The organism is Arenibacter flavimaris (assembly GCF_030291335.1).
Lineage (GTDB): Bacteria > Bacteroidota > Bacteroidia > Flavobacteriales > Flavobacteriaceae > Arenibacter.
Genome location: NZ_JASWIM010000005.1, coordinates 191,676 through 218,072, shown reverse-complemented (window position 1 = coordinate 218,072; position 26,397 = coordinate 191,676). Strand labels below are relative to the sequence as shown.

Here is a 26,397-nt window from a genome sequence, read left to right as displayed (position 1 = left end):
CCAGAAACACAACTAATCCAAGGCTGGTAATTTAAACTGCTCCAAAGGACTGGATTGTTTCATTACAGCCTCTATGGCTTCAGTAGTCCTGGGAGCCATTGCCGATAAATTAACAGGACCATTTTTGGTGATAAGTATATCATCTTCAATCCTTACCGCTATTCCCCACCATCTCTTATCACATTCGCTTCCCTCAGGTATATAAATACCGGGTTCCACTGTAATCACCGTATTTTCCTTAAAGGGTTGATAGGTACCTTTATCGTGCACATCAAGGCCCAAATAATGGGATGTGCCATGTGGAAAATATTTTCTGGCCTCTTCCGGGCTTCCAATAATTCCCAGTTGCATCAACCCTTTCGCAACAACTTCACTTGCAGCCTGTCCTGGAGCCTGAAAGGACGCCCCGACCACACTGGCTTTTATTCCCGCCTCTTGGGCCTTATAAACAATATCGTAAATCTGCTTTTGATCCTTTGAAAATTTTCCATTCGCCGGAATGGTCCGGGTTACATCGGCGGTATAACCGTGATATTCGGCTCCCAAATCCATCAAGACCAAATCGTTCCCCACTTTAGGCTTATTATTCTCTATATAATGTAAAATACAACCATTATTCCCTCCACCCACTATGGATGGGTAGCCCTCATATTCGGCACCATACTTCTTATAAACAAACTCATGTACCCCTTGAATCTCCATTTCGGACATATTGGGGTGCATGGCCTTCATTACCTCTATTTGTCCCACGGCCGAAATCTCTACGGCCTTCTTTAGCAGTACCAATTCTTCCTTGGTCTTAATTTCCCTTAAGGTATTCATTATTTCTTCCAACATGGCGCTGTTAAGGTTGTTGGATTTCAATTGAAGGGCCACCTTCTCCTTAATTTCGATTCTAGATCTATCGTCTGTGGCCTCCACATAATCGACCAATAATTTATCCGATTTCAATTCCTGGTAATAATTTAAATACCTCCCCAGAGTCTGGGCCACATTGGCACTATTTTCGAGTTCCGTGGACCTGATCATACTATAAAGATGCTGTTTAGTGGCATCGTAATCTGACGGATAATTGGACTTTTCCTTAAACACCCTTATCAAATCAAATATATCAGCAGGATCATTGGTATCCCTAAAATCATTTTTAAAATCGAAAAATAGTACATTTTCAAACTTGGAAAAATTCATGTCCGCGTTTAAAAACTCCTCCGCATTAAAGACGCGGTCAAACCCCAATTTCTCTTTAACCCCTTCTACTCCCAACCGTTTCCCATTCCATTGTTCGGCCTTTACATCCCTTTTCTGGGCATAGAACACCTCATTATAACTACCCCCGTCCCTGTCTTTTTGCATTTCGGAAAATATGAGCATTAGGGCATTTGGCTCCTTGTACCCCGATAAATAATAAAAATCCGGATCTTGATGGTATATATAATCCACATCATTTGCCCTATTCCTAACGGCAGCAGCAAAAAAAACGGCCACACTATTCGGAGGCACGGCCTTGCGTACTGCCTGCCGCCTTTCCTTATGAAAATCCGCACTTAAAAAATCGTTGGAGACTTCCTGTGCCTGAACCAAAGGTGTTAAAAAAAGAAATAAAAAAATATGTATCAAATTTCTCATAGCCATCATTAAAATAAAGTTTAAAAATAATCAATTATAATACCACAGCCATTGAGCATGGGCAGTAAAACCAGGGAAAATCAACCCGCCAATTCCCAAATGGACAAAAATATCCACCGCTCCATCTACTCAGTGACCGTCACCCTCCCCTACCAATTAGCAAAGTACAAATCCAAATTAACATTAATTTGTGCAAAACAAAAAGTATATAGATTCTTCCTTCTATTAATTTTCAATATTTTTACGCCTCAATTTATTCAAATGAAAAACACAGCATTGACAAAAACCCATGAGGCATTGGGCGCCAAAATGGTACCATTTGCAGGATATAATATGCCTGTTTCCTATGAAGGAGTTAATATAGAGCACGAAACGGTCCGTAAAGGAGTGGGCGTCTTTGATGTTTCCCATATGGGTGAGTTCTTGGTAGGTGGGCCCAAGGCCTTGGACCTGCTACAAAAAGTAACTTCCAATGATGTATCCAAATTAACCATAGGAAAGGCACAATACAGTTGTTTACCTAACGAAACCGGCGGTATTGTGGACGATCTCATAGTTTACAAAATCAAGGAAGAACAATATTTATTGGTTGTAAACGCATCAAATATCGATAAGGATTGGGAGCATATTAGCAAATACAATGAAAAATTCGGAGCGGATATGCGCAATATATCGGATGGATATTCCCTTCTTGCCATTCAAGGTCCCAAAGCTGTGGAAGCTATGCAATCCTTAACGTCCATAGATTTAAGTGCAATTAAATTCTACAGTTTTGAAGTGGCAGATTTTGCGGGTATTGAGCATGTAATTATATCCGCTACCGGTTATACGGGCTCAGGCGGTTTTGAAATTTATTGTAAGGATGAAGAAGTACAACAGATTTGGGACAAGGTTTTTGAAGCCGGTGCCGCCTACAACATAAAACCTATTGGACTTGCCGCCAGGGATACCTTGAGATTGGAAATGGGTTACTGTTTATACGGTAACGACATAAATGATACTACCTCACCTTTGGAAGCCGGTTTGGGGTGGATAACTAAATTTACCAAGGATTTTGTAAATAGCGAAGCCTTGGCAAAACAGAAGGAAGAAGGTGTTGCCAAAAAACTGGTTGCCTTTGAGCTGGATGAAAAAGGGATCCCTAGGCACGATTACGACATTGTTGATCCCTTGGGAAATAAAATAGGGGTCGTAACCTCGGGCACCATGTCGCCTTCCTTGGGGAAAGGCATAGGTTTGGGGTATGTACCTACAGCCCTATCGCAAATAGGTAATAAAATACATATTCAAATTAGGAAAAATGCCATTCCTGCCACCATAATTAAACTTCCTTTTTACAAAGTTTAATAGATAAAGCAACTGAGTTTTGCAAAAGGAGGTGATAGAATGAACAAAATACTCATATTAGGAGCAAGTGGATTTATAGGAAATGCCATTTACAGGGAATTGAATTCCTATTTTGACACCTATGGTACTTATTACTCGTCCAGAAAGAGCTTTGGGAACAATCAACAATTCTTCCGGTATGACCTGGAAGAAGATGATGTTCATGATATTCTGAACAAAGTAAAACCCGACTTAATCATTTCTGCCCTAAGAGGAAATTTCCAAGCGCAGATAATGGCCCATCAACATATAGTAGAATACATACAAAACAAGGATTGCAAATTGTATTTTATTTCCTCTGCCAATGTTTTTGACGCTTATAGCAAATACCCTTCTTATGAGAACGATAAGACCTTGTCCGAAAGTGTCTATGGCCGCCTGAAAATTAAAATAGAAAATATGCTTCTGAGAATACCTGTTTCCAAAATGGCAATTCTTAGAGTGCCTATGGTTTTTGGTATAAATTCACCAAGAATTAGGGAAATTAAGAATGCCCTGACCAATAAGGAACCCATTGAAGTATTTCCCAATTTGATCATAAACGTTACCAACGATGATAAACTAACACAACAAATTCATTACCTAATAAATCACAATATGTCGGGGACTTTTCACCTGGGAAGTGTAGACCTCATACATCACGAAGATTTTATAAAGGAAATTGTAGACCGAATTGGCAACTATCAACCCATCTATAAGCATGTCTTTACCACCAATGAAGACCGCTATTTGGCGGTATTGCCAAAAACGAACCGACTTCCCAAAGATTTATTATTTAACTATCAGAATATAATAGACCATCATATCTTTAGTGAGTAAGCTGCTTGGAATTGTCCTGTTTTAATTAACTTTATTAAAAATACCGACATGAAAAAATTATCGGAATCAGAAATAGAAAGTCGATTGCATGAACTGGATGGTTGGGATTACGTGGACGGTGCCATTGAAACCTCCTTTGAATTTAAAAATTTTAAGGACGCTTTCTCGGTAATGACCAGAATTGCCTTTGAATGTGAAGCACAAAATCACCATCCGGATTGGGGCAACGTATACAATTCCCTTAATATAAGGCTTTCCACCCATGATGCGGAGGGAGTTACAGACAAAGATTTTAAGTTGGCCCACAGTATTGAGGAAATTATTGTTAGCAAGTAAGCCTAACTCTTGCGCCAGCAGTAAAAATTATTAAATTTGTTCCATATTACTCTAATAAAACTAAAAAATGGGAAGAGCTTTTGAGTTTAGAAAAGCACGTAAAATGAAAAGGTGGTCCGCAATGTCAAAAGCCTTTACCAGAATAGGCAAAGACATTGTAATGGCAGTAAAAGAGGGAGGGCCAGACCCGAGCTCCAATGCGCGATTAAGGGCCGTTATTCAAAATGCCAAGGCGGTAAACATGCCCAAGGACAATGTGGAAAGGGCCATTAAACGTGCTTCTGACAAAAGTTTGGGCGATTATAAGGAAGTACTTTTTGAAGGATATGCCCCTCATGGGATTGCCATTTTAGTAGAAACCGCTACAGACAATAATACGAGGACCGTAGCCAATGTTAGAAGCTACTTCAATAAATGCAACGGTAGCCTGGGAACCTCTGGTTCGGTTGAGTTCATGTTCGACCATACCTGTAATTTTAGGATTCCTGCCGAAGGAATAGACCCTGAGGAACTGGAATTGGAAATGATCGACTTTGGGGCCGAAGAAGTTTTTGCCGATGAGGATGGTATTTTGATCTATGCTCCCTTTGAAAGTTTCGGGGCCATTCAGAAAGAACTGGAGAACAGAGGGATTGAAATTCTATCTTCAGGTTTTGATCGTATTCCACAGGTCACCAAGGCCCTTAGCGAGGAAGAAGCGGCCGATGTTGAAAAACTCTTGGAGAAAATTGAAGAGGATGATGATGTGCAAAATGTGTACCACACCATGCAGGAATAATAATCACTTTTTTTACATACCAAAAGAGGCCCACATATGGGCCTCTTTTGGTTTTTTAATATTATGGGATCAGGTAAAAAATTCTGAATATTTTAATGCAGTTTATCCTCAGACTGGATGATAAGTGACTTGTTCAACGTTAGAACAACCGTCCCCTCATCGTCCGCCGGGGTAACCGAGGTAATAAAATTATTCTGCTGGTTTCCTGAAGTTTCTATTGGATTTCCATACCAGTTATTGCCGTTGTTGACAAAAATGTTATTGGTAATGGTTGTTTTGGAATCATGTTTAAATCCTCCCCCTGTATTAATAATAGTTCCCGTATTCCCCTGAAACAGGTTCCCGTCAAAAAGGGTATTATTGGTCCCTAGGGTATCTTCTCCCCAGGAAGGGGTATCGCCAATCTTACTTGAAAAAGTAAACAGTAAACGACCTGTATTATTTACAAATTTGGAGTTCAATATTTGGTAGCGGTTTACCCCCTTAAAACTGGCTATTTGATCATAATTACCTCTAAAGGTGCAATTATCGATCTTCACATAATGCTCTGTTGAAAAGATCAATCCCCTATTGGAAATAAAAGAGGATCCGGTAATCGTAATTCTATTGGTATAGTCATTTTCATTGTCCGAAGTAAAACTTGGTGTTGACCCCCAATAACTTCGAAATAAGGTTGCTGAATTATTTTCAAAGATAGAATTGGAGATCGTAATGGAAGAATTATCTCCCTTGGACCAAAATGCAGTTTGGTTGCTAACTCCCGTAACCGTTATTTCAGAGGCATTTATTGCCGACCCAGAAACGGCAAAAATAGTTCCATCATTATAATTATCCGCAGAATCGGTTAAGGTAAATCCAGAAATATCCAAACTAAACCCTTTATTAACCACAAACATACGATAAGCCCCCTCCCCAGAAATGACCACATTCTTAGCCCCTGGTCCAATAATGGTCAGGTTATTGGTAATGTGGGGTAGGTCCGAAGCCAAACTAAGAGTCCCCTCCAATCCTTCCATAAAGGTTATTTTATTGACCTCCATATCAGTATTGGCCGTATTTATGGCCCATCGTAGAGTGCCCGTGCCATTGTCATCGTCCAAGCTTGTAACCATAACTTCGGATTGCGCCATGGTCGAGGAACAACAGAAGACGGCGATTAAAAATACTATTATTCGATTACTTTTCATTCTCTATGGAATTTATACTATAAATGCTGTTTTAATCATCGTTATGCTATGTAATATAGAGGCTTGCACCTTGTCCCTTCATAACGTAACATGATCAAAATTAGTATTCCAGACCTAAAAATGGATTTATTATGGCACCAAAGATGTATAAATGCCCGAAATTGTTGTGTACAGCCCATTTAGAGCAGTTTTAATTTTATCGGGGGAATTAAATCCAAGGCGTCCAGCAGTATGACCTTCCAAATACATATAGCGCTTCCTCTTATTTGGACAGTCAAAATATCCACCACCAAAAATCCTTTATGGAAATATGTTTGAACTGGTAGAAATACGGCTTGGCCAGGAGATATTTATACGGTCTAGACGAGGTATCTTTAAAAATACTCAAAAGCTATTTTCCGGTACCTTGCCCACTACCCCTTTAAAAAATGCCTTGTAGGTTGCAAAATCCTCCCCTTTATTTTCCGTAGGATAATGTGGTTTGGAGATTTTGATCTGTTTTTTTCCAAAATCGAAGGCCACCATAACAATGGGAACCTTGGCCGTTTTGGCTATATAATAGAAACCGGTCCGCCATTTCGCAACCTTTTTTCTGGTTCCCTCGGGGGAAAGCGCCAATCTGAACTTTTTGTTTTGATCAAATATCTTGGCCGTAGCACTCACGGTATCCATATTTTTACTTCTATCAATGGGAGTTCCGCCCATCCAGCGAAAGTACCAGCCAAATGGAGGTTTAAACAGCGCCTTCTTTCCTATAAAATGAATATCCTCGTTCAATACCCGTCGAATTAGAAGTCCCAATAAAAAATCGACCCAACTGGTATGTGGCACCACAATAACAACACATTTGTCCAGCTGTGGAAAGGAACCAACCAATTTCCAGCCTAAAATTTTAAAATATATTAATTTGGCAAGGGTCTGCATAAACCAACAACTATTTAAAACGTTCGAAGTCTTTTGTACCTATTACAGATATCCCCATTCAACGATACCTGCCCCATTTACATATACCACAAAGCACTGCCATGAAACTACAGCATCGTGTTGGATATACTATATTTTTTGATAGATCGACTTTAATTTCTCAGGGGTTATAATAGTCCTCCATTCCTTTCCAAGGGCATTTTCCCATAGAGGCCCAAGACCAAGCGCCACATTGATCATAATTTCAAAATCATCGTTCGTCAGTTCACTACAAATGCCTTTGGGCAGCTGAATATTATGCCTTTCCCTCATTTTATCAAATAATTCCACCCCTTCAGGATAAAACTCCTTTAAATGTTGGAACACCAAACAGTTCCCTATTCCATGTCTAACTCCCAATAAATAGGACAGGCCATAGCTCATGGCATGTGCAACCCCTACTTGTGAATAGGCAATGCTCATTCCCCCATGCCACGAAGCCATCATTAATTTATTTCTAGCATCATCCTCTTGCCTATCTTCCAAATAGACCTCTTTACATAGCTCCAATGCCTTCTCACCATAGCTCTGGCTAAATGCATTTAGAAAAGTACCACTTAGTGATTCTATACAATGAATAAAACAATCCATACCGGTAAAGAACCATTGTTCCTTGGACACCCCCTTTGTTAAATCGGGATCCATAAGCACTTGATCAAAAGTGGTATAGTCCGAGTTGATTCCCAGTTTTTTCTCCGGCCCCAATAGAACCGTTGTCCTGGATACTTCTGCTCCGGTACCGCTGATGGTAGGTATACCTACGTGATATACGGAAGGGTTTCTTACCAAATCCCAACCTTGGTATTGATGGGCATTGCCCTTATTGGTCAACATGATTGCCACGGCCTTTGCCAGATCAAGTAATGTTCCCCCACCAATACCTATAATTCCAGAAGGCAAATGGGCATAATCGTTTTTAATTTTCTGCACCAAGGCATCTACTTGGGCTGTTTTAGGTTCCTCATCCGCTGAAATGAATATTATTTGATCGTTAAAGACCAAGGGGATTCTAGAAATAATTCCCGTGCTTTCGAACACATCGTCTACCAAAAAAATAAATGGTGCCTCGGAGTTGATCCGTTTTGGCAGTAAAATTTCCCCAAGTTGCCCAAAAGATCCTGCACCAAATATAACGCGTGGTACCATAGGAAAATTCTTGTAATTTGTCTTCAATTCAGGGCTTATAATTGTGTTGATATTTTTACTCTTTATGTCCATAAACTTACTTAAGATACTCTAAGATATCGGAGATACCATTTAAGGTGAGATGATCGTTATTATGTTCCTCCATCTTCACTTCTTCATGTTGCCAAGTGGTATGAAAGGGGATATGTACAGCTTTTGCACCAATTTTCAGAATAGGCAATACGTCCGATTTTAAAGAATTTCCAATCATTAAAAACTCCTCCACAGGAATTTCCAAATGCTCCAGCAGATTCCTATAATTTTCCTCCTTTTTATCGCTCAGAACTTCTACATGGTGAAAATATTGGGATAAACCCGATTTTTCCAATTTCCGCTCTTGATCCAACAAATCCCCTTTGGTCAATACTATTAGCCGATATTTATCCTTTAATGCTTCCAATACCTGCTCCACCCCATCCAATAATTCCACTGGGTGCGTCAACATTTCCTTCCCTAGATTCAAAATTTCCGTAATCGTTGCCTGCGAAATCCTATTATTCGACAGATCCAGGGCAGATTCTATCATGGACAACATAAACCCCTTAATACCATAACCATATAGTTCTAGGTTCTTAATCTCCGTTTTAAAGAGTTCCTGATCTATTTGATTCTTGGTTTCATAGTTATCCAGAAGACTGGCAAATTTTTCTTCCGCATTCCTAAAATAGGTCTCATTTACCCATAGGGTATCATCGGCATCAAAACCAACTACCCTGATTTTTCCAAAATCTACCTCCATACCTTTTTGGCTTTTTCCAAATCTTCGGGAGTATCTATTTCTATACCGGTAACACTGGTTTCTACCATCTTAATTTTCTTTCCATACTCCAGGTAACGAATGGCTTCTATTTTTTCTGTCGCTTCCAATATAAGCATAGGCAGTCTCTGAAAATCCATCAGTGCACTTTTTCTAAAAGCATAGATTCCCTTATGTTTAAAATAAGGTATGTCCAACTCCCTTGACCTGGGATACGGAATTGGGGCCCTCGAAAAATATAGGGCAAAATGTTGGTTATCCACAATTACCTTAACCGTATTGGGATCATTGATCTCGACCCAATCGGTAATTCTGGTCATCAAGGAAGCTAAATCTATTTCCTTTTTTACGTCATCCTTAAAAACTTCAATTACACTTACCAAGCTTTCCCTATCCGTAAATGGCTCATCTCCCTGAACATTTACGATGATATCTACATCCATGGATTCCACTGCCTCTGCTATACGGTCACTTCCACACTCATGTTGCTTTATGCTCATTATGGCCTTACCGCCAATATTGGCAATGGTATCGTATATTGTAGTACTGTCCGTAACTACATACACTTCCTGAAACAGACCAGTATTCACTGCGGCTTCATAGGTCCTTTGGATAACCGGTTTCCCTTGAAGGTCCTGCATAAGCTTACCTGGAAACCTTGAGGCCGCATAACGAGCCGGTATCATTGCAATAATTTTCATAAGTAGCTATTTATCGATATTTGACGGTCATATGTAATACGCATATCTTGATTGATTTTGTGCCCAGTTTTGGGTCATGCCCATTTCACCCGTAAATTATTCAAATTTAATATGGATTATGTTCTTGGTCTAATTTTTCTATATAGCCTATATACGACAATCCATATAATAAGGACCAAAAACGCTGCAAGAATCGGAGCAAAAATAGATGCGGTAGTTACTACGGCCGCAGTTCCCGTTTCCACCAAACCGATAACAGGGTTGGCCACTCCGCCAGTGGTGGCCGTTGAGGCCAATCTGCCGGTAGCCGAAGCTCCTTTAATTGCGGTGGCCGTTCCCCCACCAGCTATAATGGCCAAGGTCCAGGTAATTACAGGATCTAAATTGGCAGCGGTGGACACCATAACGGCGGTACCTGCCAAAGCGGCCATAGGCAGGGCGAAACTATCCAGCAAATTGTCCAACCAAGGAATAAAATATGCAAAAATTTCTACAATAGTAGCAACGCCAAAGGTTATTAAGGCAGCCATGCTTCCTACCCATTCCCAACTTTCATTTAATTGCCAAACATCAAAATAAGCGGCCAAACTCAAAGCAAACAAAGGCAAAAAAATCCTAAAGCCAACAGATGCCGCCAGCCCTATACCTAAAAATATGCTTAAAATGGTTTCAAAAGTCATATTCGAAAACTATAATGCGAAATTAGGCTATTCCTAATCAACAAAAAAATCGTCCTTAAAGCCTATGAGGTACAATTTGTGCTTGGCCCTGGTCACGGCAGTATACAACCAACGAAGATATTCCTTGTCTATTCCATTGGGCAAATAAGGTTGTTCCACGAAGACGGTATCCCATTGCCCACCTTGGGACTTATGACAGGTAATTGCGTAAGAGAATTTAACCTGAAGTGCATTAAAAAATTTATTGTTCTTTACTGCCAAAAACTTTTTGTATTTGGATTTCTCATCGGCATAATCCTTCATAACTTCCTGATAAAGGCGGTTGCCATCATCATAGGATAAAGATGGGGTCTCTGCCATAATAGTATCCAAAAGCAGGACTGTTTCGAACGGTTTTTGGTTGGGATAATCTACCATTTTCACTTTAACCTCTGCAAATTTAAAACCGTACAACTCCTTAATGGAAAAAATCTCCAACACTTCAATGATATCTCCGTTGGCAATAAAACCAGCCTCCGAGGTAGGTTTTAACCAAAAATAGTTGTTTTTGACTACCATCATATAATCCCCTGTGGCCAATTCGTTTTCCAGATATAGGATTCTATTCCTAATATTTCCATTGTATAGATTTGCCCTTTTATTGGAGCGTACTATAATGGCGGTTTCCTCTTTACCATTTTGAGAGTAGGAATCATCTATGGCCTCTTGGATATCATTGCCATCCACCAGGCGAACTATATCGGTATAATGGCTGACCGAAAACTTAAAGTCATCAAAGAACTCATTTTGCAGTTGTTCCCTTAAGTTGGTGGCGTTTACTAAAATTCCAGAATCTTCGGCTTGCCTCACTACCTCATCCAACTCCAATTTTATAACTTCCTTATTATAATTCAAGGATAACTGATCTTCATCAAGGGCCGGACTAATATTCAAATGTACGGGCGGAAGCTGTGCGGTATCGCCAATGAGGATTAGCTTACAATTATGTCCCGAATAAACATACATTAATAAATCGTCCAGGAGGGACCCATTCTCCATTAACTTGGAATCAGTACGCGTATCGGAAATCATGGAGGCCTCATCCACAATAAAAATAGTATTTCTATGCTTGTTGGGCGATAATACGAACTGTACCCCACCCCCACTCTGCTTTTTGGGAAAATAGATTTTTCTATGAATTGTAAAAGCCTGTGTTCCCGAGTAATTGGACATGACCTTGGCCGCCCTGCCTGTAGGAGCCATTAAAACAGCCTTCATCGTAGTCTTCCAAAGATTGGTCACAATAGTCCCCACAATGGTTGTTTTTCCAGTACCCGCAAACCCTTTTAACATAAAAACACTATCCTTTTCCTTGGACAAAACAAAACTTGCAAGTTTTTGCAAAGCCACTGACTGCTTGGCAGTTGGAACATGCGGAAATTTGTCTGTAAGTAGTTTAAAAAAAGTAGCGTCGGTTATAGAAGTCATAGGACATCAAAGATAATCAGTATTTTTAAGGTCAAATACTTTTACCATTAAAAAAAAATTGTAGATTTGTGACAACCACTAAATAAAATAACACTTACAAAATGAAGACCATTTTACAAATTTTCCTTTGGATAGTATCTATCGTGTTGGGTTATATGATATATAATTCTGTGAACGGCCCCATTGAATTTAAGAAAGTTAAGCAAGAACGTTTTGCCAAGGTAATCTCAAATTTGAAGGATATTAGAAATTCCCAAGAAGCGTACAAAACTGTAAATGGCAGATATGCAAAGGATTTTGAATCCTTAGTAAGTTTTGTGGACACCGGCAAATATACCATTACCCAACAGAGAGATTCCTCTTATTTGGAGTACGATAAGAATTTTGGTATCGACATGTTGAAAGAGGTTAAGATAATTGATACACTTGGTACTGTTTCAGTGAAGGATTCCTTGTTCAAGAAAGACGATCGTTTTAAGACAATGATGAACGTACCTTTTGCTCCCAATGGTGAGAAATTTGAAATGAAGTCGACCATCATCGAAAAAAGCGGATACAAAGCTCCCGTCTTCGAAGTAAAAGTTAGGAAGGATGTTGTTTTACATGACCAACCCAAATCTTTATTGGCAAGGGAAAACACCCAAATTAATGTAGATGAGGTAAATGGAAATGTAATTAAGGTTGGATCATTGACCGAGGTAAGTACTAGTGGAAATTGGCCCTCTATATATGACAAACGAAACGACCAATAGCGTTTTAGAAAATTCTAAATCGGAATATCATAAATTGTCCATTCAAGTTAGCTTGAATGGACTTTCTTTTTGTGTACTGGACACACTATCCAATACCATTCTTGCTTCGGAAAGACTAGTGTTTGAAAATGAACTTACCCCTTATGCCGTTCAAAAGGAGATCAAACAGCTCTTTGAAAAAAATAAGGTAAGCAACATAAAGTTTTCCGAAGTCGTCGTCATACATCGGAACAATCTTTTTAGCTTGGTCCCACAAGCACTTTTCAACAAAGATGAGTTGGCCAATTACCTAAAATTCAATGCCAAAATCCTAGCGAACGACCATCTGGAATACGATGAAATTAAAAGTCTGGACATGGTTAACGTTTATGTTCCCTTTATGAATATAAACAATTACATATACGACCTTTTCGGCGAATTTGAATTTATGCACCATGGAACGATCATGATTCAGACCTTGACGACCCATCACGGCAATCAAAGCGACTCTATTTGTTATGTACATCTTATTGAGGGTCATATGGATATAGCCGTAATTTCCAACAAAAAGTTGATACTGTTCAACAACTTCAGCTTTTCCACCAAGGAAGATTTTATATACTATCTATTATTTACTTTGGAACAATTAAAATTGGATACGGACACCACCAAACTCAAACTTTTTGGATCTATTGAGGAAGGTGATGAATTATATAATATGTGCCATCAATACATAAGGGACATTTCCATTTTCATCCCCTCCAACACTTCATTTTATCATTTTGGGGGATCGGAAAAGGAGACCATAGATTTTACACTACTAAACACTCTTTAATGCGCATTATATCCGGTAAGAACAAAGGCCAAAGACTAACTGCCCCTAAAAAACTGCCTGTCCGACCCACAACCGATATGGCCAAGGAGGCCCTCTTCAACATACTCAATAACCAATACCACTTTAACGAGGTGAGCGTCTTGGATCTCTTTGCCGGAACAGGAAACATTAGTTATGAATTTGCCTCTAGAGGCTCCGAAAATATTACCGCCGTAGATGCAGACTTTGGATGTGTCAAGTTTATTACCGCCACATCCTCAGAATTGGACTTTCCTATAACGACCATCAAAAAAGATGTATTTCAATATTTGCAGGCCAACCCAATAAAAGCACATATTATATTTGCCGATCCGCCCTACGATCTGTCCCCTGAAGAATTCGCCACCATTCCCAAATTGGTCTTTGAAAGGCAGCTGCTGCTAGAGAACGGTGTTTTGATCGTTGAGCATTCGAAACATTCCGATCTATCACATTTGGAGCACTTCACCCACCAAAGAAGATATGGCGGTAGTGTTTTTAGCTTTTTCGAATGGATGGAAGAATAATGAAAGTTTGGGCCGACCGAATTATAAGGAAAAGATGCTGCCTGCGGCGGCATTAATCAAAAAAAATCTTCCAATGGCCGCATTCATCAAGAAGATACCGCCCTGCGGCGGCATTAATCAAAAAATCTTCATTGGCCACATTCATCAGGAAGATACCGCCCTGCGGCGGCATTAATTCGACTACGCATTTGCATAGCAAATGCTGTCTCATTAAAAAAAGCAGGTCATAAGCCGGATTCTGTTAGCCTTGAAATACTTCATGGCCTCCCTATCATTTATCTAGGCCCATGGTTGCCCAAAGGCTCTAACCGCCTACCCTTCAGCTTGGGCGTGCAGCCCTCAAACACTGATTTACATGACGTTGCACCGTATAGAGTTTACCTGGTTTCACTACAGCATAACCTGTACATACTTTCTGTTGCACTTGTCCTCATCTCTCAATGGACGGGCGTTACCCGCTATACTGCACTATGGTGTCCGGACTTTCCTCTCCCCACGGAACGCGGGGAGCGATAAGGCGACCTGCTGCTACAAAGGTAATTCAATTGTTGATAAATAAAATACTAAAGAAAGTTAAATAGGCCCTTTAATACAATGCTATTTTTATATTTGTACTTCACGCCTCAGGCGTTTTGTAAGTATATAAAATTTAAGTTAATAGCCTTGGAACCTTTTATTGTATCCGCCCGAAAATATAGACCCCAAACATTCAAGGATGTTGTTGGGCAACAGGCTATTACAAACACCTTGACCAACGCCATAGAAAACGATCACCTGGCTCAGGCATTATTGTTTACAGGTCCCAGAGGTGTAGGAAAAACTACCTGTGCCCGTATTTTAGCAAAAAAGATCAACCAGGATGGCAGAACGGACGAAGATGAGGACTATGCTTTCAACATCTTTGAACTGGATGCAGCATCCAATAATTCGGTAGATGACATAAGGGAGTTGACAAGTCAAGTGCGGATACCCCCTCAGGTTGGAAAATATAAGGTATATATTATTGATGAGGTGCACATGCTTTCCCAGGCTGCCTTTAATGCTTTCTTAAAGACACTTGAGGAACCTCCTGCCCATGCCATATTTATATTGGCCACGACTGAAAAGCATAAAATTATCCCTACCATTTTATCCCGATGCCAGATATTTGATTTTAAACGCATCACGGTAAAGGATGCTGCCGAATACCTTAAATATATTGCGGAGAACCAAGAGATAGAAGCTGAAGACGATGCACTTCATATCATAGCCCAAAAAGCGGACGGCGCTATGAGGGATGCGCTTTCCATCTTTGATAGGGTAGTGAGCTTCTCGGGTAAAAAATTGACCAGGAAGGCCGTAACCGAGAATTTAAACGTACTTGATTACGACACTTATTTTGCAGCTACGGATCTTATTTTAAAACATGATATTCCGGGCTTATTGATTCTTTTCAATGAAACCTTGGCCAGAGGTTTTGACGGACACCATTTTATAAGTGGTCTGGCCTCACATTTTAGGGATTTAATGGTATGCCAGCATCAAAACACCATTGAGCTCTTAGAAGTTGGAGAGGAGGCAAAAAAACACTATAGTGAACAATCCAAGAATACGACCAGTGGTTTTTTATTGTCGGCGATCGATATGGCCAACGATTGCGACATAAAGTACAAGTCCAGTAAAAACCAGCGCCTTCTTGTTGAATTGACCTTAATGAAATTAGCCTCTATCGATTTTGATGGAGAAAAAAAAAAGTCTGAATCCTTAGGGAATGGTCGTAACAAACCAGATTTCATAATCCCGGCCTCCTTTTATAAGGTAAGTAGGCCCTCCCCTTTAGAAAAAGAAGTAAAATCCAACCCAACGGAGGTTAAAACCATCACAACCGATGCACCCAATACTGAAAGGGCCATCGTAGAGGGTCAAATTACCCAAAATCCATCCGCTTCCCAAAATCCACTTAGGAATGATGGCAAAAGCAGCGCCAAAGTTGTACAGGAATCCCATCCTGTGCCCAGGACCAAAATAAACATAAAATCTACCGAAAGAAGGGTCTCCGGTCTATCACTATCCAGCTTAAAGGCCAAAAAAGAACATCAACTGAACAAAAAAGAGGATGTTATTGACGAGAGCAACCTTCCCAAAGCCAATTTTACGGAAGAGGAAATGCAAAAGCATTGGGCAGCTTTCGTTGACATTTTGGATAATGATGGTCGGAAAATCTTGGCATCCAACCTACATTCCGATGTTCCCAAGCTCACCGATAATTTCACCATTTGGATTGAGTTGCCAAATGGCACCATGAAAAAGGAAATTGAGCGGGAAAAGTACGATTTAATGGAGTATTTAAAGCTAAAACTCAATAACCACTTTATACAACTGAGAATAACTGTAAACGAGGCCACTGCCAAAAAATTTGCATTTACACCGGAAGAGAAGTACCAAAAATTAAGGGAAAAAAATCCGGCCATCGATCTTTTGCGAAAAGAGTTCGATTTAGATATTTAGCCCCTGACAACCTTTACCCTCCAAGCATAAAACAACATTACCAGGGCATTGATTATAAGTCCCAAGGACTCTCTGGCATGTTCTATATTATCTATATTGCCTCCGCCTATTGAAACTCCTTCAAACTGGTCCGGCCAAAAAATCCACGCCGCTATTAAGTAGGCAAACGACAACAACACTGGTATCAATAAATTTAGTTTTCCAAGGAAAAATAAAAAAGACGCCACGGCCGCAATACCGTAGATAAGGTACCACATAAGGGCATCCGGATCGTTGTATTGAACCAATGCAGCCCAAACAAACAATACTGTGAATACTGCCGAAAATATTTTGGAAAAAAGTCGCATACTAAGAATTTATAAGATGATTTTCAATAATACCGTATACTTCGGTGGCCAATAGACTATCTTTAAGGGGAGCATCACTTTTATTGGTAATCAATATTGGGTGATCCTTGGAATCCTCAGGTAATCTACCATGCGACCCTTTAACCAAAGTGGCATCGAGTGGAATAATATCCATTACCGTTCGGAAACCAAGCTTCTTTTTCAACAACTTCCAAATAACCTTGGGCATCAAAAATTTATCCTTGGGATCGGTTAACATCTCTACTGGGTCATAACCGGGCTTTTTATGAATGTCCACCATTCTTGCATAATCAGGTGCCTTTTTATCATCCAACCAGAAATAATAGGTAAACCAAGAATCCTTATCGGCTATCACTACCAAGTCCCCACAACGTTCATGATTCAATTGTAGATCTTTAATTTCGTCTCCGGAAAGCACTTGCCCCACCCCTTTTATGTTCTTCAATAAAGCCTTGATCTTATCCAAATCCCCTTTATCCTTTACATATACATGGGCCAATTGATGATCCGCTACCGCAAACGCCTTACTGGCACCCGCATCCAATAATTCCAGTCCCCTTTCCTCCCTAATAGCAAGGTAACCTTCTTGCCTGAGCTTTCTATTTAAATGGATGGGATTGTTCACATTGGTAATCCCATATTCGGAAAGTAAAATAATATGGGCCGATTTGGTTTCATAATATTCCACCAATTGCTTAACTACATTATCTATCTCCCTTAAATCATTTGAAATTTTGGATAAATCCGTTCCATGGCGCTGCATATTGTAGTCCAAATGAGGCAAGTATACCAAAGTGAGGGTAGGATCGTGCAAAACGTCGGTTTTTATACTAGCGTCCGCAATCCATTTACTGGATTTTATAGATGTCTTTGGGCCCCAAAAATGGAAAAGCGGAAAAGTTCCCAATTCATTTTGCAAATAATCCCTTAGCTCCGCAGGATAGGAATACACATCCGGAATCTTTCTGCCATCGGCCAAATAATTTGGTCTAGGGGTAACACTGAAATCCGCATTGGAATACATATTGTACCACCAGAACATATTGGCGCAGCTAAAATTGCCATCCCGCATTTTTAATTTGTCCCATATTTTTTCGGATTGGATGAGACTATTGGATTGACGCCAAAACTTTACCTCATGTTCTTCCTTAAAATACCAACCATTACCAACGATTCCGTGCTCGGAAGGGGTTTTTCCCGTTAAATACGTGGCCTGCACAGTACAGGTTACCGCAGGCAATTGCGGTGTAATTGTCGCGGATGAACCTCTCTCCAAAAAAGATTTAATAAAGGGGGTATGTTCCCCTATCAATCCTCGCGTTAATCCTACAACATTCAACACTACGGTTTTCTTCATGCCTTAAATTTTACTCTGTAACCATTCAATTTCGCGGACAATACAATTGGACAGTTCTGTTTTGAGCCCTTTGGGCAAAACATCCCAAGTATAGGTCTCTATCTCCAATTGATCCGAAAATTGATCTTTTCTTAAATATTCCAACACCTTAAGAATTTGGTCCTGGGTAGAAAATAAATGATCGTACCTTTCCAAAAAAATAGGTACATGAAAATGGGATCTTAGCTCTTTGGCATGGGATCGCTGTTCCAAAACTTCAGGCAAATCCCTATAGGTCACCACCTTATTACCAATCTTTTCGGTTACCTGATGTAGATAGGTGGGCTCGTTAAACTGACTAAGCGAGTGCCATATAGCCTCATTATCACCCTCTTCAAAAAGGATTTTCAGCGCCGAGCTCACTTGTATTTTACCAACCTTTATCCCAGCACTCTTGAATTTTGCCAATGTATACTCCGGTTCCTCATAGGCTAGGGAAAAATGGCACACATCATAACAAACCGTTATATGCCTTAGAATTAAATCCCTGGCCTTTTCCTTATTGCATCCCAAGACTGCGATCAATTTTTGGGTAGCTATGGGAATCAAATAGGTATCATAAAAATAAAGAACCTCATCGCTATTCTCTATCATACCATCTGGTTCCGGCTCAATATCCAAATGCAGATATTTACCAGTATTCCTTTCAATTTGCTCCAACTGCAAAACAATCTTCGCCATACTTTCGGCTCCAGTTGTAAAGGCCTTGTCCAATGCCTTATCAGAAGAATGCCAGTGCTTATAACTTACAGGAGAGGTAGAGATACCTCCTGAGATTCCGTCGGGAATCAAAAATGCCAATTGATCAAAAAGTCGCTCCGTATAATCCAATCTTTCCTGGGTGGTCCAATCCGGGGCATGTACCATATCTTTTACCCTTTCGTTATGAAAATTTCCATATGGGAATCCGTTCATGGTAAAGACATAGAATTGATTTTGGTCCAACCAATCCTTGAAATCCTTCAAATTACTACCTTCATCAAGCCCCAAACTTGCCTGGTTGGACAAACGCAGTCCAATACCAAAAGGGGATTCAGGGGCAACCTCCTTCTTTATTTTGGGAAGATATGTTTTTAGGCTATGGTAAGTCTGTTCCCAATCTTCCCCTGGATGAATGTTGCTACAATAGCTAAGATGGTATTTATTTTGTATTAACATATGGTATTGGATACTTTAGGTTTATACATTTCGTTCAACCACACGATTGCTTTTTCCATGGTGGAAATATCAATTTCATGTACATCGTGTTTAGCTCCTATTTTTGATATCAAGGTAATAGTAAGTTCCCCGCCCAAATGCTCTCTAAATTCCTGAATACCGTTCAGCAAATCATCCAAATCACCATCCTTTTGAATAGGGATGTGTAAATTGAACCCTATTTGTTCCAGCACTGTCAAAATACGGTCCAGCGTCTCCTTACTTATCAACCCTATAAAGTGGGCATACACCAAATCCAAGGCCATACCAATGGCAACCGCCTCACCATGTCTTAGTTGATAATTGGTCATATATTCCAGTTTATGGGCGGCCCAGTGGCCAAAATCCAATGGTCTGGAAGAACCACTTTCAAAAGGATCTCCCCCTTGGGCTATATGTTCCATATGCATCTCCGCACAGCGATAAATCAGATATTCCATAGACTCCATATCACGTGCCCGGAGTAGGGCACTTTTGTCCTCAATAAAATCGAAGAATACCGCATCCTTTATCAAAGCTACTTTTACCGCCTCCGCTATGCCGGAAATCCAATCGCGTTGCTCTAAGGTGGTTAAAAAATCACTATCATTAATTATGGCATACGCTGGAGAAAAAGTTCCCAAAAAATTCTTTTTTCCCAAAATGTTAAAACTATTCTTCACTCCTACGGCCGAATCGTTCTGGGAAAGCACCGTGGTAGGAATTCTTATCAACTTCACCCCCCTATGGGCTATAGCGGCTGCATATCCCACCATATCTATAATAGCACCTCCGCCAATGGCCACAACAAAGGAGTGCCTACAGATTCGATTGTCATTTACGGCATTCAATATCCGCTCTACATTGCCGTAGTCGTTCTTACACTGTTCCCCACCAGTGATCACAATTTTTTCGGTTAAATGTAATACAGCACTATTTTGTGAACAATAGGAAGTAATTTCGTCACTTAAATTTGGGTGGCAGGCCAGAACACCACTGTCTATAACAAAAAGTACTTTTACATCCCCCTTCTTGTTATACCCTTTAATAATATCCTTGAACAAGGGGTTGTCCAAACTAAATATATTTTCCGTAAAATGTAACTTATACTCATAAGATACTTTAAAGGATTGCTCTATTGGCTTATAATGTGACATACTTAAAACGTTAGGTAACTGCGAACAGTTTTGATAAAAAAATAGATAGGGGCAATAGTAATAGTATAATCAGCCCGACCCACCAATGTGAAAATCCCACGGCCATGGTCGCGTCCAAAACAATGATCGATATTACCCCGACCATGACCGCTTTTTTTATGTTCTTGGGTGAATTTTCGGCATATGCCCTGAACAAAGGCCTAAATATTAAAAAAGCGAACAACAATAAAAATGGAAGGGCCTCCAATAAATTTAGACCGGAGATTGAAAAAAGAACAATAATCCCCACAATCACCAAGCTGTACAGCCCCCCTGCAAAAATTATATGGTTCTTATTGTGTCCATGCACTTCGCCCCTGCTAATAAGGGTTATGGCCGCTATGTACAATACAGGAAATATAAAATACACCCAGTGACTGAAATCTCCCAAAAAGGTAATCCCCAAAAGTAAGTTTAAACCTCTGCAAACTCCCATATTAAGAGGTCCAAAGAAGGAATGGTGTTTCCCCAGGCCATCATACAAAAGAATAAAGAGTCCTAATGCTACAGCTACCATACCACTTACAGAGCCTACCAAAAAAGAAAATAGAACTCCCAAATTCAGCAACACCCCACCAAAGATTGCGGCAGATTGAACCGAAATCAATCCGGATGGAATGGGTCTTTCCGGTCGTTCTGTTTTATCCAATTTATGATCAAAGACGTCATTGAGAACAACACCGGCAGCATATAGAAACACAGAGGATAATACCAACAATAGTATATCGCCCATACTGGAATTCCATTCCATATTGGAAAAAACTCCGGTAAATACACCCGAAATAGCCACACCTGCCAAAACATCGGCGGCGGCTGTAGGTAAATTTGCTGGTCTGGCGAGCCTTAAATATCCTTTCAATACAGGATTCATTATACTATTTTATCCGTATCCACCTTGGGCTCCTGCCCTCGCAAAACACTATTGTCGTTATATAATTTGGTTTGATTGATGCCTTGTGGGTTTAACCAATCGGATTCTTTCATTTTACCGTTTTTTCCAAAAATATCCAAGGCATTTTGGTAACAGGTTTTAACCACATCAGATTTAGCTATTCCCCTTTTCAACATGAGGGAAGCTGTTTTTGGCACCGCCAAGGGATCACTAACGCCCCAGTCCGCAGAACTATCCACAATAATACGATCACTTCCAAAGTTTCTTACTACTTCCACCATTCTTTCATTTCCCATTTTGGTTTTTGGATAAATCGTAAAGGCCGCCCAAAAACCGCGATCCAATACATCCTTAACGGTTTCTTCGTTGTTGTGATCTATAACAACCATACCTGGATCCAGACCGTGTTCCAAACAAACTTCCATGCTTTTTAAGGTACCCGACTTTTTATCCCTATGCGGGGTATGTATCTGTACCGGAATATTCAACTCCTTGGCCAACTCCAACTGCATTCTAAAATATTTGTCTTCGGCAGGGGTCTGATCGTCATAACCAATTTCTCCAATGGCCACTACATTTTCCTTGTGCACATACAATGGCAATAATTCAACTACCTGTTCCGCCAGGGCTTCATTATTGGCTTCCTTGGAATTTAACCCTATTGTGCAATAATGATGTACTCCAAACTGACTGGCCCTAAAAGGCTCCCACCCCACAAGGCTGCTATAATAATCTTGAAACGACCCTACCTGTGTACGTGGCTGACCCAACCAAAACGACGGCTCTATAATAGCCACTACCCCAGCAGCGGCCATTGCCTCATAATCATCGGTGGTCCTGGAGGTCATGTGTACATGCGGGTCTATAATCATCATTTTCTCTTCCATAATATTTCAATATTCTTTTATTGATAAACGCTTCTATTTTTCCATTGTGTTACTGGCCATTGGGAACAAGGTCCAAATATGGTAAAAATCCCCATATCGAAGGCAACTCCAACCGATAAAGTTAATTAATTAATGGGTTATAACGATTATAACACGTCCATTTTAAAAGTGTTTTAACAGTAAGGCGAACTGTTGACTTCTCCGTAGTCCGTAAAAATCCCATATACAACCTATCCAACAACCAGTCTAATACTTCAATATCATGGCGTTAAAATTGGCTATTATTTGCTCCTTGTCACCTGTACCTTTAAAAACAAGGCAGAGGGCATCAAAATCCTTGGTGGGCTTCACTGGAATAAGAAAGTTCTTCTTTGCCCCTTTCTCCTTGTTATAATACTTTAGGGAGCTTTCCCCAATTAATTTGCCGTCAGGGTTGTTTTCCCTAATCTCCACTTTGCCCTCGTAGGGGTAATCGGCCCCAAAATACATGTACAGCTCTATCTTTTTTAAACCCTCCAAGCCAATGTCATTGAATTTCAAATAGGAATTATTTTTAATGGACCCAACAACCCGGTCGCCTTCCACCTCCCAATTGCTCAATCCCCCGCTTTTTTCATCGGCATTGGCTCCTACATACTTTGGAAATTTAAAAACGATTTGATCTCTCACCGAAAGTGAAGATTCGGGCTGCTCTTTACTTCCCTTATCCGTATAGGAAGCCATTAACACATACTTTCCTTGGCTATTTTTGGCCTGATGCGAATTAAATTCAACTTCGCCCTGAATAGGCAATAGATCATCATCCTTGCCAATTTCCGAATTTAATGAAAGAATATAATCAACTATTTTATCTACTTCAGTCACCTTAAGCTGTGGGTGTGCGGACATCATACTTTCTCCCCATACCCCCGAGCCTCCTTTGATAATTTTATCTATCAGGTAATTTTTGTCTTTGGCAGTATAGCGCGCCGCTATTTCCTCGTACGAAGGCCCATTTACCTTTATATTAATGGCATGACAGGCCTTACAGTCCGTATCGTCCATAATTAATTTACCTTCCGGTATGGTGTTCTGTTGATGTCCAATCGTGGCCTTGACCATATCCTCTCCTTCCGGAATATAATCAAAAGTGACCTTAATATCCTTAGGGTCAATGGTACCATCAAGGGTACTGCCATCCTGTTTATCGGTCACAACAACTTTGTAGGCTACTTTATGCCCGTCCCAATAAGTTCTGTTCTGCGTATCCAATTCAATTTTTAATTCGGGAATATCGTTGCCCACCAATATTTTGTGGGTGGATGTATCCGTGTTTCCAGCTTCATCCGACACCTTTAAACGAACCGTATAATTTCCGGGTTCATTAAAGGTAAAACTTGGCTCCATTGAGGTATCTTGAACCTCATCAGAATTAAAATACCACTCATACCGCAACCGGTCCCTATCAAAATCTTCGGAAGCACTCCCTGAAAAATTCACGGTTAAAGGTTGGGCACCAACCATTTTATCCGAGGTAATTCGGGAAACCGGCTTGCGATTTCCACTAACATAACTAATCCTGTTTAAGCGGGCATCCATGTTTTGTGAATTCCACTTTTGTCCATATTCCAGCACATAAAGGTTGCCATCCGAAGCAAAAAGCATATCCATTGGATGGGAAAACTCATCGCTGGGCATAAAAGGGTCTGCCTTAACATAGTTGTGATCTTCATCTAGGGTTACCACATAGATCCAGTCCCTCATCCATTCGTACAATAAAATCTTATCCTCAAAATATTCAGGAAATTTATTGGTAGCATTGGGATAGTTGGAAGCATGATAAATTGGGCCCGCCATAGGGTTTACCCCTCCAGTACCCAACCAAGGAAATTCTTCCGAAGCACTGTACGAAAACCATATCATTGATTCCTGTGCGGGCGGAAGCTCCCTTAATCCTGTATTATTCGGGGAATCGTTTATTAGTTTGGAAGGATCAAATTTTTCACCGGGTGTTTCCGTGGTAAAATCATAATCATTGTATGCCTGATTATTGCCACGGGTATAGGGCCACCCCCAATTTCCAGCTCTTCTGGCCTGGTCAAATTCACCCATTCCATGTGGTCCCCGATTGGGATCGCCCTTACCGGCATCGGGTCCAATATCTCCCCAATAGAGATACCCAGTTTCACTATCTATTGAAAATCTAAAGGGGTTACGGCACCCCATTACATATATTTCCGGTCTTGTATTGGGGGTACCAACCGGGAACAAATTCCCGTCCGGTATGGAATAAGTTCCATCGTCCTCCGGCTTAATCCTCAATATCTTTCCCCTAAGGTCATTGGTATTGGCCGCCGATTTTTGAGCGTCCCATAAGGCTCTGCCCTCCCGTTCATCTATGGGTGCATAACCAGAGGATTCAAAGGGGTTGGTATTGTCTCCCAGACCAATGAACAAATTACCGTCCGGTCCAAATTCCAAAGCTCCGCCACTGTGGCAGCATTTGCGAAGAGTAGGTATGGTCAATAGATTTTTCTCTGAGGCCATATCCAAGGAATCCCCCGCCAAGGTAAATCTAGATATTCGTTGCTCCGATTTTTCACCAGGGGCGGAATAAAATAGATAGATCCAATTATTATTCTGATAATCGGGGTCCACTGCTATACCCAATAACCCATCTTCATTGCCATAAAACAGGTCCAACTGGGCCAATTGCTTTGTTTTTTCCTCCTTAAAATCGTAAAGCTTCAAGGCACCCTGGCGCTCTATGAACAAAATCCCCCTACCCGGTAATTCTTCCAATTCCATTGGCTCGTTCAAGTTAAAATCGAGCACCTTGCGAACATATCTGTTTTCCTCAGGGATCCTTTCGGTCCTGGCCCTGTTGTAATCCAAGGCAGTATCCCCTATAGCATAATTAATACCACCCAATAGGTGATCTAAAAAAATAGGATTTTCAAAAGTGGCATCCGTATGTCCCATTTCAGTATAAAAAGACCTACCCCCATCATAGTCATGATACCAAGAAATAGGATGGTGTTCCCCATTTTCCCCTCCCTCATAACTGGTCTCGTCAATTTCTACCAACACCTTAATTTCCGGATTGATATCCTTAAAATTATACCATTCATCCGTCTTCATCCAGGTATCGGACATAGATTGGGTAGCTGGGTGGTTCTTATCCACAATATTCAACCTTGCCTCTTGAATTCTAGGATGTCCCTTAAAATAGGCCCCCACCAATTTATTGTACCAAGGCCAGGCGTATTCAGTATCCGTCGCCGCATGGATTCCCAAAAATCCCCCACCAGCTTGAATATATCTCTCAAAATCTGCCTGTTGTACCTCATTCAATACATCACCAGTGGTATTTAAAAATACAACTGCGGAATATTGCTTTAATAATTCTTCGGTAAAATAGGTCGCATCTTCAGTTGCGTCTACCAAGAATCCATTTTCCGTACCCAATTTTTTCAATGCCTCCGCACCAGCCTCAATAGATCCATGCCTAAATCCTTCCGTTTTACTAAACACCAATATTCTGGTCTCTTTCGAAGTACATGAAGCCAGGGAACAAACTAGGATTAGTCCCATTGCCAACTTTAAAATATTACCCATTTTAATTAATTTATTCAGTATAACCCTTGTATTAAGGTATCGCAGGTAGACTTAACATTAATCTTAAAAACACCTTAGCTAAAAACAAATTATACTATTACAAATACTTTTTTTGCCTTAAATTCAATTTTACCCACAATAATGCAGCAATTTAAATCATTTGAAAAGATTTTTATACAAACCAGTGAAAAAATACGATTAAGGACCACCGGCATTTAATACCTAGGTTACGTTTATCCATAGGCAATTGGCACAGTGCGAAATCCACCAATAATTCTTTAGGTACCGGCTAAAAAAACACTCTTTTGAAAGCCCTACCTAGGCCATGTCCAAATGTTAAAAAATAATTTTAGTCCCTCTTTAAAATAATTTATGTGATACTTTTAAGGCCTATAAATTAGA

23 protein-coding genes and 1 other RNA gene are annotated in these 26,397 nt (G+C 40.3%); 8 read left to right on the top strand and 16 right to left on the bottom strand.

All coding sequences use genetic code 11. The annotated features are described in order from the left end of the window. Positions 1 to 12: 12 nt before the first annotated feature. Positions 13 to 1,626 (bottom strand): aminopeptidase P family protein, encoded by a 1,614-nt coding sequence (locus QSE00_RS06860; RefSeq protein WP_286105409.1) that lies wholly within the window; start codon positions 1,624 to 1,626, stop codon positions 13 to 15. 261 nt (positions 1,627 to 1,887) lie between these two features. On the opposite strand from QSE00_RS06860, the gene gcvT reads away from it, so the two are divergent. The 4 genes from gcvT to QSE00_RS06840 all read left to right on the top strand — a co-directional run bounded on the left by gcvT (position 1,888) and on the right by QSE00_RS06840 (position 4,945). Continuing rightward, a complete protein-coding gene (gene gcvT / locus QSE00_RS06855) occupies positions 1,888 to 2,973 on the top strand; it encodes a glycine cleavage system aminomethyltransferase GcvT (protein ID WP_286105408.1) in 1,086 nt (361 codons plus the stop codon). 39 nt (positions 2,974 to 3,012) lie between these two features. Beyond that, entirely contained in the window at positions 3,013 to 3,831 is an 819-nt protein-coding gene (locus QSE00_RS06850; RefSeq protein ID WP_110358281.1) for a sugar nucleotide-binding protein, read from the top strand. Positions 3,832 to 3,879: 48 nt separating this feature from the next. Further along, complete coding sequence (locus tag QSE00_RS06845; protein WP_110358282.1) at positions 3,880 to 4,167, top strand: 4a-hydroxytetrahydrobiopterin dehydratase; 288 nt, start codon at positions 3,880 to 3,882, stop codon at positions 4,165 to 4,167. A 67-nt stretch (positions 4,168 to 4,234) separates the two neighbouring features. Next, positions 4,235 to 4,945, top strand: a complete 711-nt coding sequence (locus tag QSE00_RS06840; protein ID WP_110358283.1) for a YebC/PmpR family DNA-binding transcriptional regulator — start codon at positions 4,235 to 4,237, stop codon at positions 4,943 to 4,945. A 92-nt stretch (positions 4,946 to 5,037) separates the two neighbouring features. Here QSE00_RS06840 and QSE00_RS06835 read toward each other — a convergent pair whose 3' ends face one another. The 7 genes from QSE00_RS06835 to QSE00_RS06805 all read right to left on the bottom strand — a co-directional run bounded on the left by QSE00_RS06835 (position 5,038) and on the right by QSE00_RS06805 (position 11,885). After that, a complete protein-coding gene (locus tag QSE00_RS06835; RefSeq protein ID WP_286105407.1) occupies positions 5,038 to 6,132 on the bottom strand; it encodes a hypothetical protein in 1,095 nt (364 codons plus the stop codon). Positions 6,133 to 6,516: 384 nt separating this feature from the next. Continuing rightward, positions 6,517 to 7,056 carry a 1-acyl-sn-glycerol-3-phosphate acyltransferase gene (locus QSE00_RS06830; RefSeq protein ID WP_110358285.1) on the bottom strand — a complete coding sequence of 180 codons (540 nt, stop codon included), beginning with the start codon at positions 7,054 to 7,056 and terminating at the stop codon, positions 6,517 to 6,519. 129 nt (positions 7,057 to 7,185) lie between these two features. Further along, complete coding sequence (locus tag QSE00_RS06825) at positions 7,186 to 8,313, bottom strand: iron-containing alcohol dehydrogenase family protein (protein WP_286105406.1); 1,128 nt, start codon at positions 8,311 to 8,313, stop codon at positions 7,186 to 7,188. A 4-nt stretch (positions 8,314 to 8,317) separates the two neighbouring features. Next, positions 8,318 to 9,019, bottom strand: a complete 702-nt coding sequence (locus tag QSE00_RS06820) for an HAD family hydrolase (RefSeq protein ID WP_110358286.1) — start codon at positions 9,017 to 9,019, stop codon at positions 8,318 to 8,320. Next, the gene (gene kdsB / locus QSE00_RS06815) at positions 9,010 to 9,738 is read right to left on the bottom strand and encodes a 3-deoxy-manno-octulosonate cytidylyltransferase (RefSeq protein WP_110358287.1); all 729 of its coding nucleotides are present in this window, start codon (positions 9,736 to 9,738) and stop codon (positions 9,010 to 9,012) included. Before kdsB ends, QSE00_RS06820 begins: the two co-directional genes overlap by 10 nt. Positions 9,739 to 9,854: 116 nt before the next feature. Next, complete coding sequence (locus QSE00_RS06810; RefSeq protein WP_110358288.1) at positions 9,855 to 10,418, bottom strand: DUF4126 domain-containing protein; 564 nt, start codon at positions 10,416 to 10,418, stop codon at positions 9,855 to 9,857. A gap of 33 nt (positions 10,419 to 10,451) precedes the next feature. After that, complete coding sequence (locus tag QSE00_RS06805) at positions 10,452 to 11,885, bottom strand: ATP-dependent DNA helicase (RefSeq protein ID WP_286105404.1); 1,434 nt, start codon at positions 11,883 to 11,885, stop codon at positions 10,452 to 10,454. Positions 11,886 to 11,986: 101 nt separating this feature from the next. Between QSE00_RS06805 and QSE00_RS06800 the strand changes: the two genes are divergently transcribed. The 3 genes from QSE00_RS06800 to QSE00_RS06790 are packed head-to-tail and all read left to right on the top strand — an operon-like array spanning position 11,987 to position 13,996. Further along, positions 11,987 to 12,637, top strand: a complete 651-nt coding sequence (locus QSE00_RS06800) for a hypothetical protein (protein WP_110358290.1) — start codon at positions 11,987 to 11,989, stop codon at positions 12,635 to 12,637. Next, positions 12,615 to 13,451 (top strand): DUF3822 family protein, encoded by an 837-nt coding sequence (locus QSE00_RS06795; protein WP_286105403.1) that lies wholly within the window; start codon positions 12,615 to 12,617, stop codon positions 13,449 to 13,451. The genes QSE00_RS06800 and QSE00_RS06795 overlap by 23 nt, the downstream gene beginning before the upstream one ends. Next, entirely contained in the window at positions 13,451 to 13,996 is a 546-nt protein-coding gene (locus QSE00_RS06790; protein ID WP_286105402.1) for an RsmD family RNA methyltransferase, read from the top strand. Before QSE00_RS06795 ends, QSE00_RS06790 begins: the two co-directional genes overlap by 1 nt. A 212-nt stretch (positions 13,997 to 14,208) precedes the next feature. On the opposite strand, the gene rnpB is transcribed toward QSE00_RS06790, so the two are convergent. Then, positions 14,209 to 14,525: RNase P RNA component class A (gene rnpB, locus QSE00_RS06785), an RNA gene on the bottom strand. 134 nt (positions 14,526 to 14,659) lie between these two features. On the opposite strand from rnpB, the gene QSE00_RS06780 reads away from it, so the two are divergent. After that, positions 14,660 to 16,483 (top strand): DNA polymerase III subunit gamma/tau, encoded by a 1,824-nt coding sequence (locus QSE00_RS06780; RefSeq protein WP_286105401.1) that lies wholly within the window; start codon positions 14,660 to 14,662, stop codon positions 16,481 to 16,483. Here QSE00_RS06780 and QSE00_RS06775 read toward each other — a convergent pair. The 7 genes from QSE00_RS06775 to QSE00_RS06745 all read right to left on the bottom strand — a co-directional run bounded on the left by QSE00_RS06775 (position 16,480) and on the right by QSE00_RS06745 (position 25,995). Further along, entirely contained in the window at positions 16,480 to 16,830 is a 351-nt protein-coding gene (locus tag QSE00_RS06775; RefSeq protein WP_110358293.1) for a transmembrane 220 family protein, read from the bottom strand. The two genes, QSE00_RS06780 and QSE00_RS06775, sit on opposite strands and share 4 nt — an antisense overlap. Before the next feature lies 1 nt (position 16,831). Then, positions 16,832 to 18,208: an alkaline phosphatase family protein gene (locus tag QSE00_RS06770; protein WP_110358294.1), complete on the bottom strand. Its 1,377-nt coding sequence runs from the start codon at positions 18,206 to 18,208 to the stop codon at positions 16,832 to 16,834. 3 nt (positions 18,209 to 18,211) lie between these two features. After that, positions 18,212 to 19,405 (bottom strand): metabolite traffic protein EboE, encoded by a 1,194-nt coding sequence (gene eboE / locus QSE00_RS06765; protein WP_286105400.1) that lies wholly within the window; start codon positions 19,403 to 19,405, stop codon positions 18,212 to 18,214. After that, positions 19,399 to 20,580 (bottom strand): 3-dehydroquinate synthase, encoded by a 1,182-nt coding sequence (locus tag QSE00_RS06760; RefSeq protein ID WP_110358296.1) that lies wholly within the window; start codon positions 20,578 to 20,580, stop codon positions 19,399 to 19,401. The genes eboE and QSE00_RS06760 overlap by 7 nt, the downstream gene beginning before the upstream one ends. Before the next feature lie 10 nt (positions 20,581 to 20,590). Next, on the bottom strand, positions 20,591 to 21,490 hold the full coding sequence (gene eboC, locus QSE00_RS06755; RefSeq protein ID WP_286105399.1) for a UbiA-like protein EboC: 900 nt from the start codon (positions 21,488 to 21,490) through the stop codon (positions 20,591 to 20,593). Beyond that, on the bottom strand, positions 21,490 to 22,398 hold the full coding sequence (locus QSE00_RS06750; protein WP_286105398.1) for a TatD family hydrolase: 909 nt from the start codon (positions 22,396 to 22,398) through the stop codon (positions 21,490 to 21,492). Before QSE00_RS06750 ends, eboC begins: the two co-directional genes overlap by 1 nt. 246 nt (positions 22,399 to 22,644) lie before the next feature. After that, complete coding sequence (locus QSE00_RS06745) at positions 22,645 to 25,995, bottom strand: ThuA domain-containing protein (RefSeq protein WP_286105397.1); 3,351 nt, start codon at positions 25,993 to 25,995, stop codon at positions 22,645 to 22,647. Positions 25,996 to 26,397 lie beyond the last annotated feature (402 nt).

Coding starts and splice junctions, on each gene's coding strand:
- QSE00_RS06860 (WP_286105409.1), bottom strand. CDS start 1,626: ATGAGAAATTTGATACATATTTTTTTATTTCTTTTTTTAACACCTTTG.
- gcvT (WP_286105408.1), top strand. CDS start 1,888: ATGAAAAACACAGCATTGACAAAAACCCATGAGGCATTGGGCGCCAAA.
- QSE00_RS06850 (WP_110358281.1), top strand. CDS start 3,013: ATGAACAAAATACTCATATTAGGAGCAAGTGGATTTATAGGAAATGCC.
- QSE00_RS06845 (WP_110358282.1), top strand. CDS start 3,880: ATGAAAAAATTATCGGAATCAGAAATAGAAAGTCGATTGCATGAACTG.
- QSE00_RS06840 (WP_110358283.1), top strand. CDS start 4,235: ATGGGAAGAGCTTTTGAGTTTAGAAAAGCACGTAAAATGAAAAGGTGG.
- QSE00_RS06835 (WP_286105407.1), bottom strand. CDS start 6,132: ATGAAAAGTAATCGAATAATAGTATTTTTAATCGCCGTCTTCTGTTGT.
- QSE00_RS06830 (WP_110358285.1), bottom strand. CDS start 7,056: ATGCAGACCCTTGCCAAATTAATATATTTTAAAATTTTAGGCTGGAAA.
- QSE00_RS06825 (WP_286105406.1), bottom strand. CDS start 8,313: ATGGACATAAAGAGTAAAAATATCAACACAATTATAAGCCCTGAATTG.
- QSE00_RS06820 (WP_110358286.1), bottom strand. CDS start 9,019: ATGGAGGTAGATTTTGGAAAAATCAGGGTAGTTGGTTTTGATGCCGAT.
- kdsB (WP_110358287.1), bottom strand. CDS start 9,738: ATGAAAATTATTGCAATGATACCGGCTCGTTATGCGGCCTCAAGGTTT.
- QSE00_RS06810 (WP_110358288.1), bottom strand. CDS start 10,418: ATGACTTTTGAAACCATTTTAAGCATATTTTTAGGTATAGGGCTGGCG.
- QSE00_RS06805 (WP_286105404.1), bottom strand. CDS start 11,885: ATGACTTCTATAACCGACGCTACTTTTTTTAAACTACTTACAGACAAA.
- QSE00_RS06800 (WP_110358290.1), top strand. CDS start 11,987: ATGAAGACCATTTTACAAATTTTCCTTTGGATAGTATCTATCGTGTTG.
- QSE00_RS06795 (WP_286105403.1), top strand. CDS start 12,615: ATGACAAACGAAACGACCAATAGCGTTTTAGAAAATTCTAAATCGGAA.
- QSE00_RS06790 (WP_286105402.1), top strand. CDS start 13,451: ATGCGCATTATATCCGGTAAGAACAAAGGCCAAAGACTAACTGCCCCT.
- QSE00_RS06775 (WP_110358293.1), bottom strand. CDS start 16,830: ATGCGACTTTTTTCCAAAATATTTTCGGCAGTATTCACAGTATTGTTT.
- QSE00_RS06770 (WP_110358294.1), bottom strand. CDS start 18,208: ATGAAGAAAACCGTAGTGTTGAATGTTGTAGGATTAACGCGAGGATTG.
- eboE (WP_286105400.1), bottom strand. CDS start 19,405: ATGTTAATACAAAATAAATACCATCTTAGCTATTGTAGCAACATTCAT.
- QSE00_RS06760 (WP_110358296.1), bottom strand. CDS start 20,580: ATGTCACATTATAAGCCAATAGAGCAATCCTTTAAAGTATCTTATGAG.
- eboC (WP_286105399.1), bottom strand. CDS start 21,490: ATGAATCCTGTATTGAAAGGATATTTAAGGCTCGCCAGACCAGCAAAT.
- QSE00_RS06750 (WP_286105398.1), bottom strand. CDS start 22,398: ATGGAAGAGAAAATGATGATTATAGACCCGCATGTACACATGACCTCC.
- QSE00_RS06745 (WP_286105397.1), bottom strand. CDS start 25,995: ATGGGTAATATTTTAAAGTTGGCAATGGGACTAATCCTAGTTTGTTCC.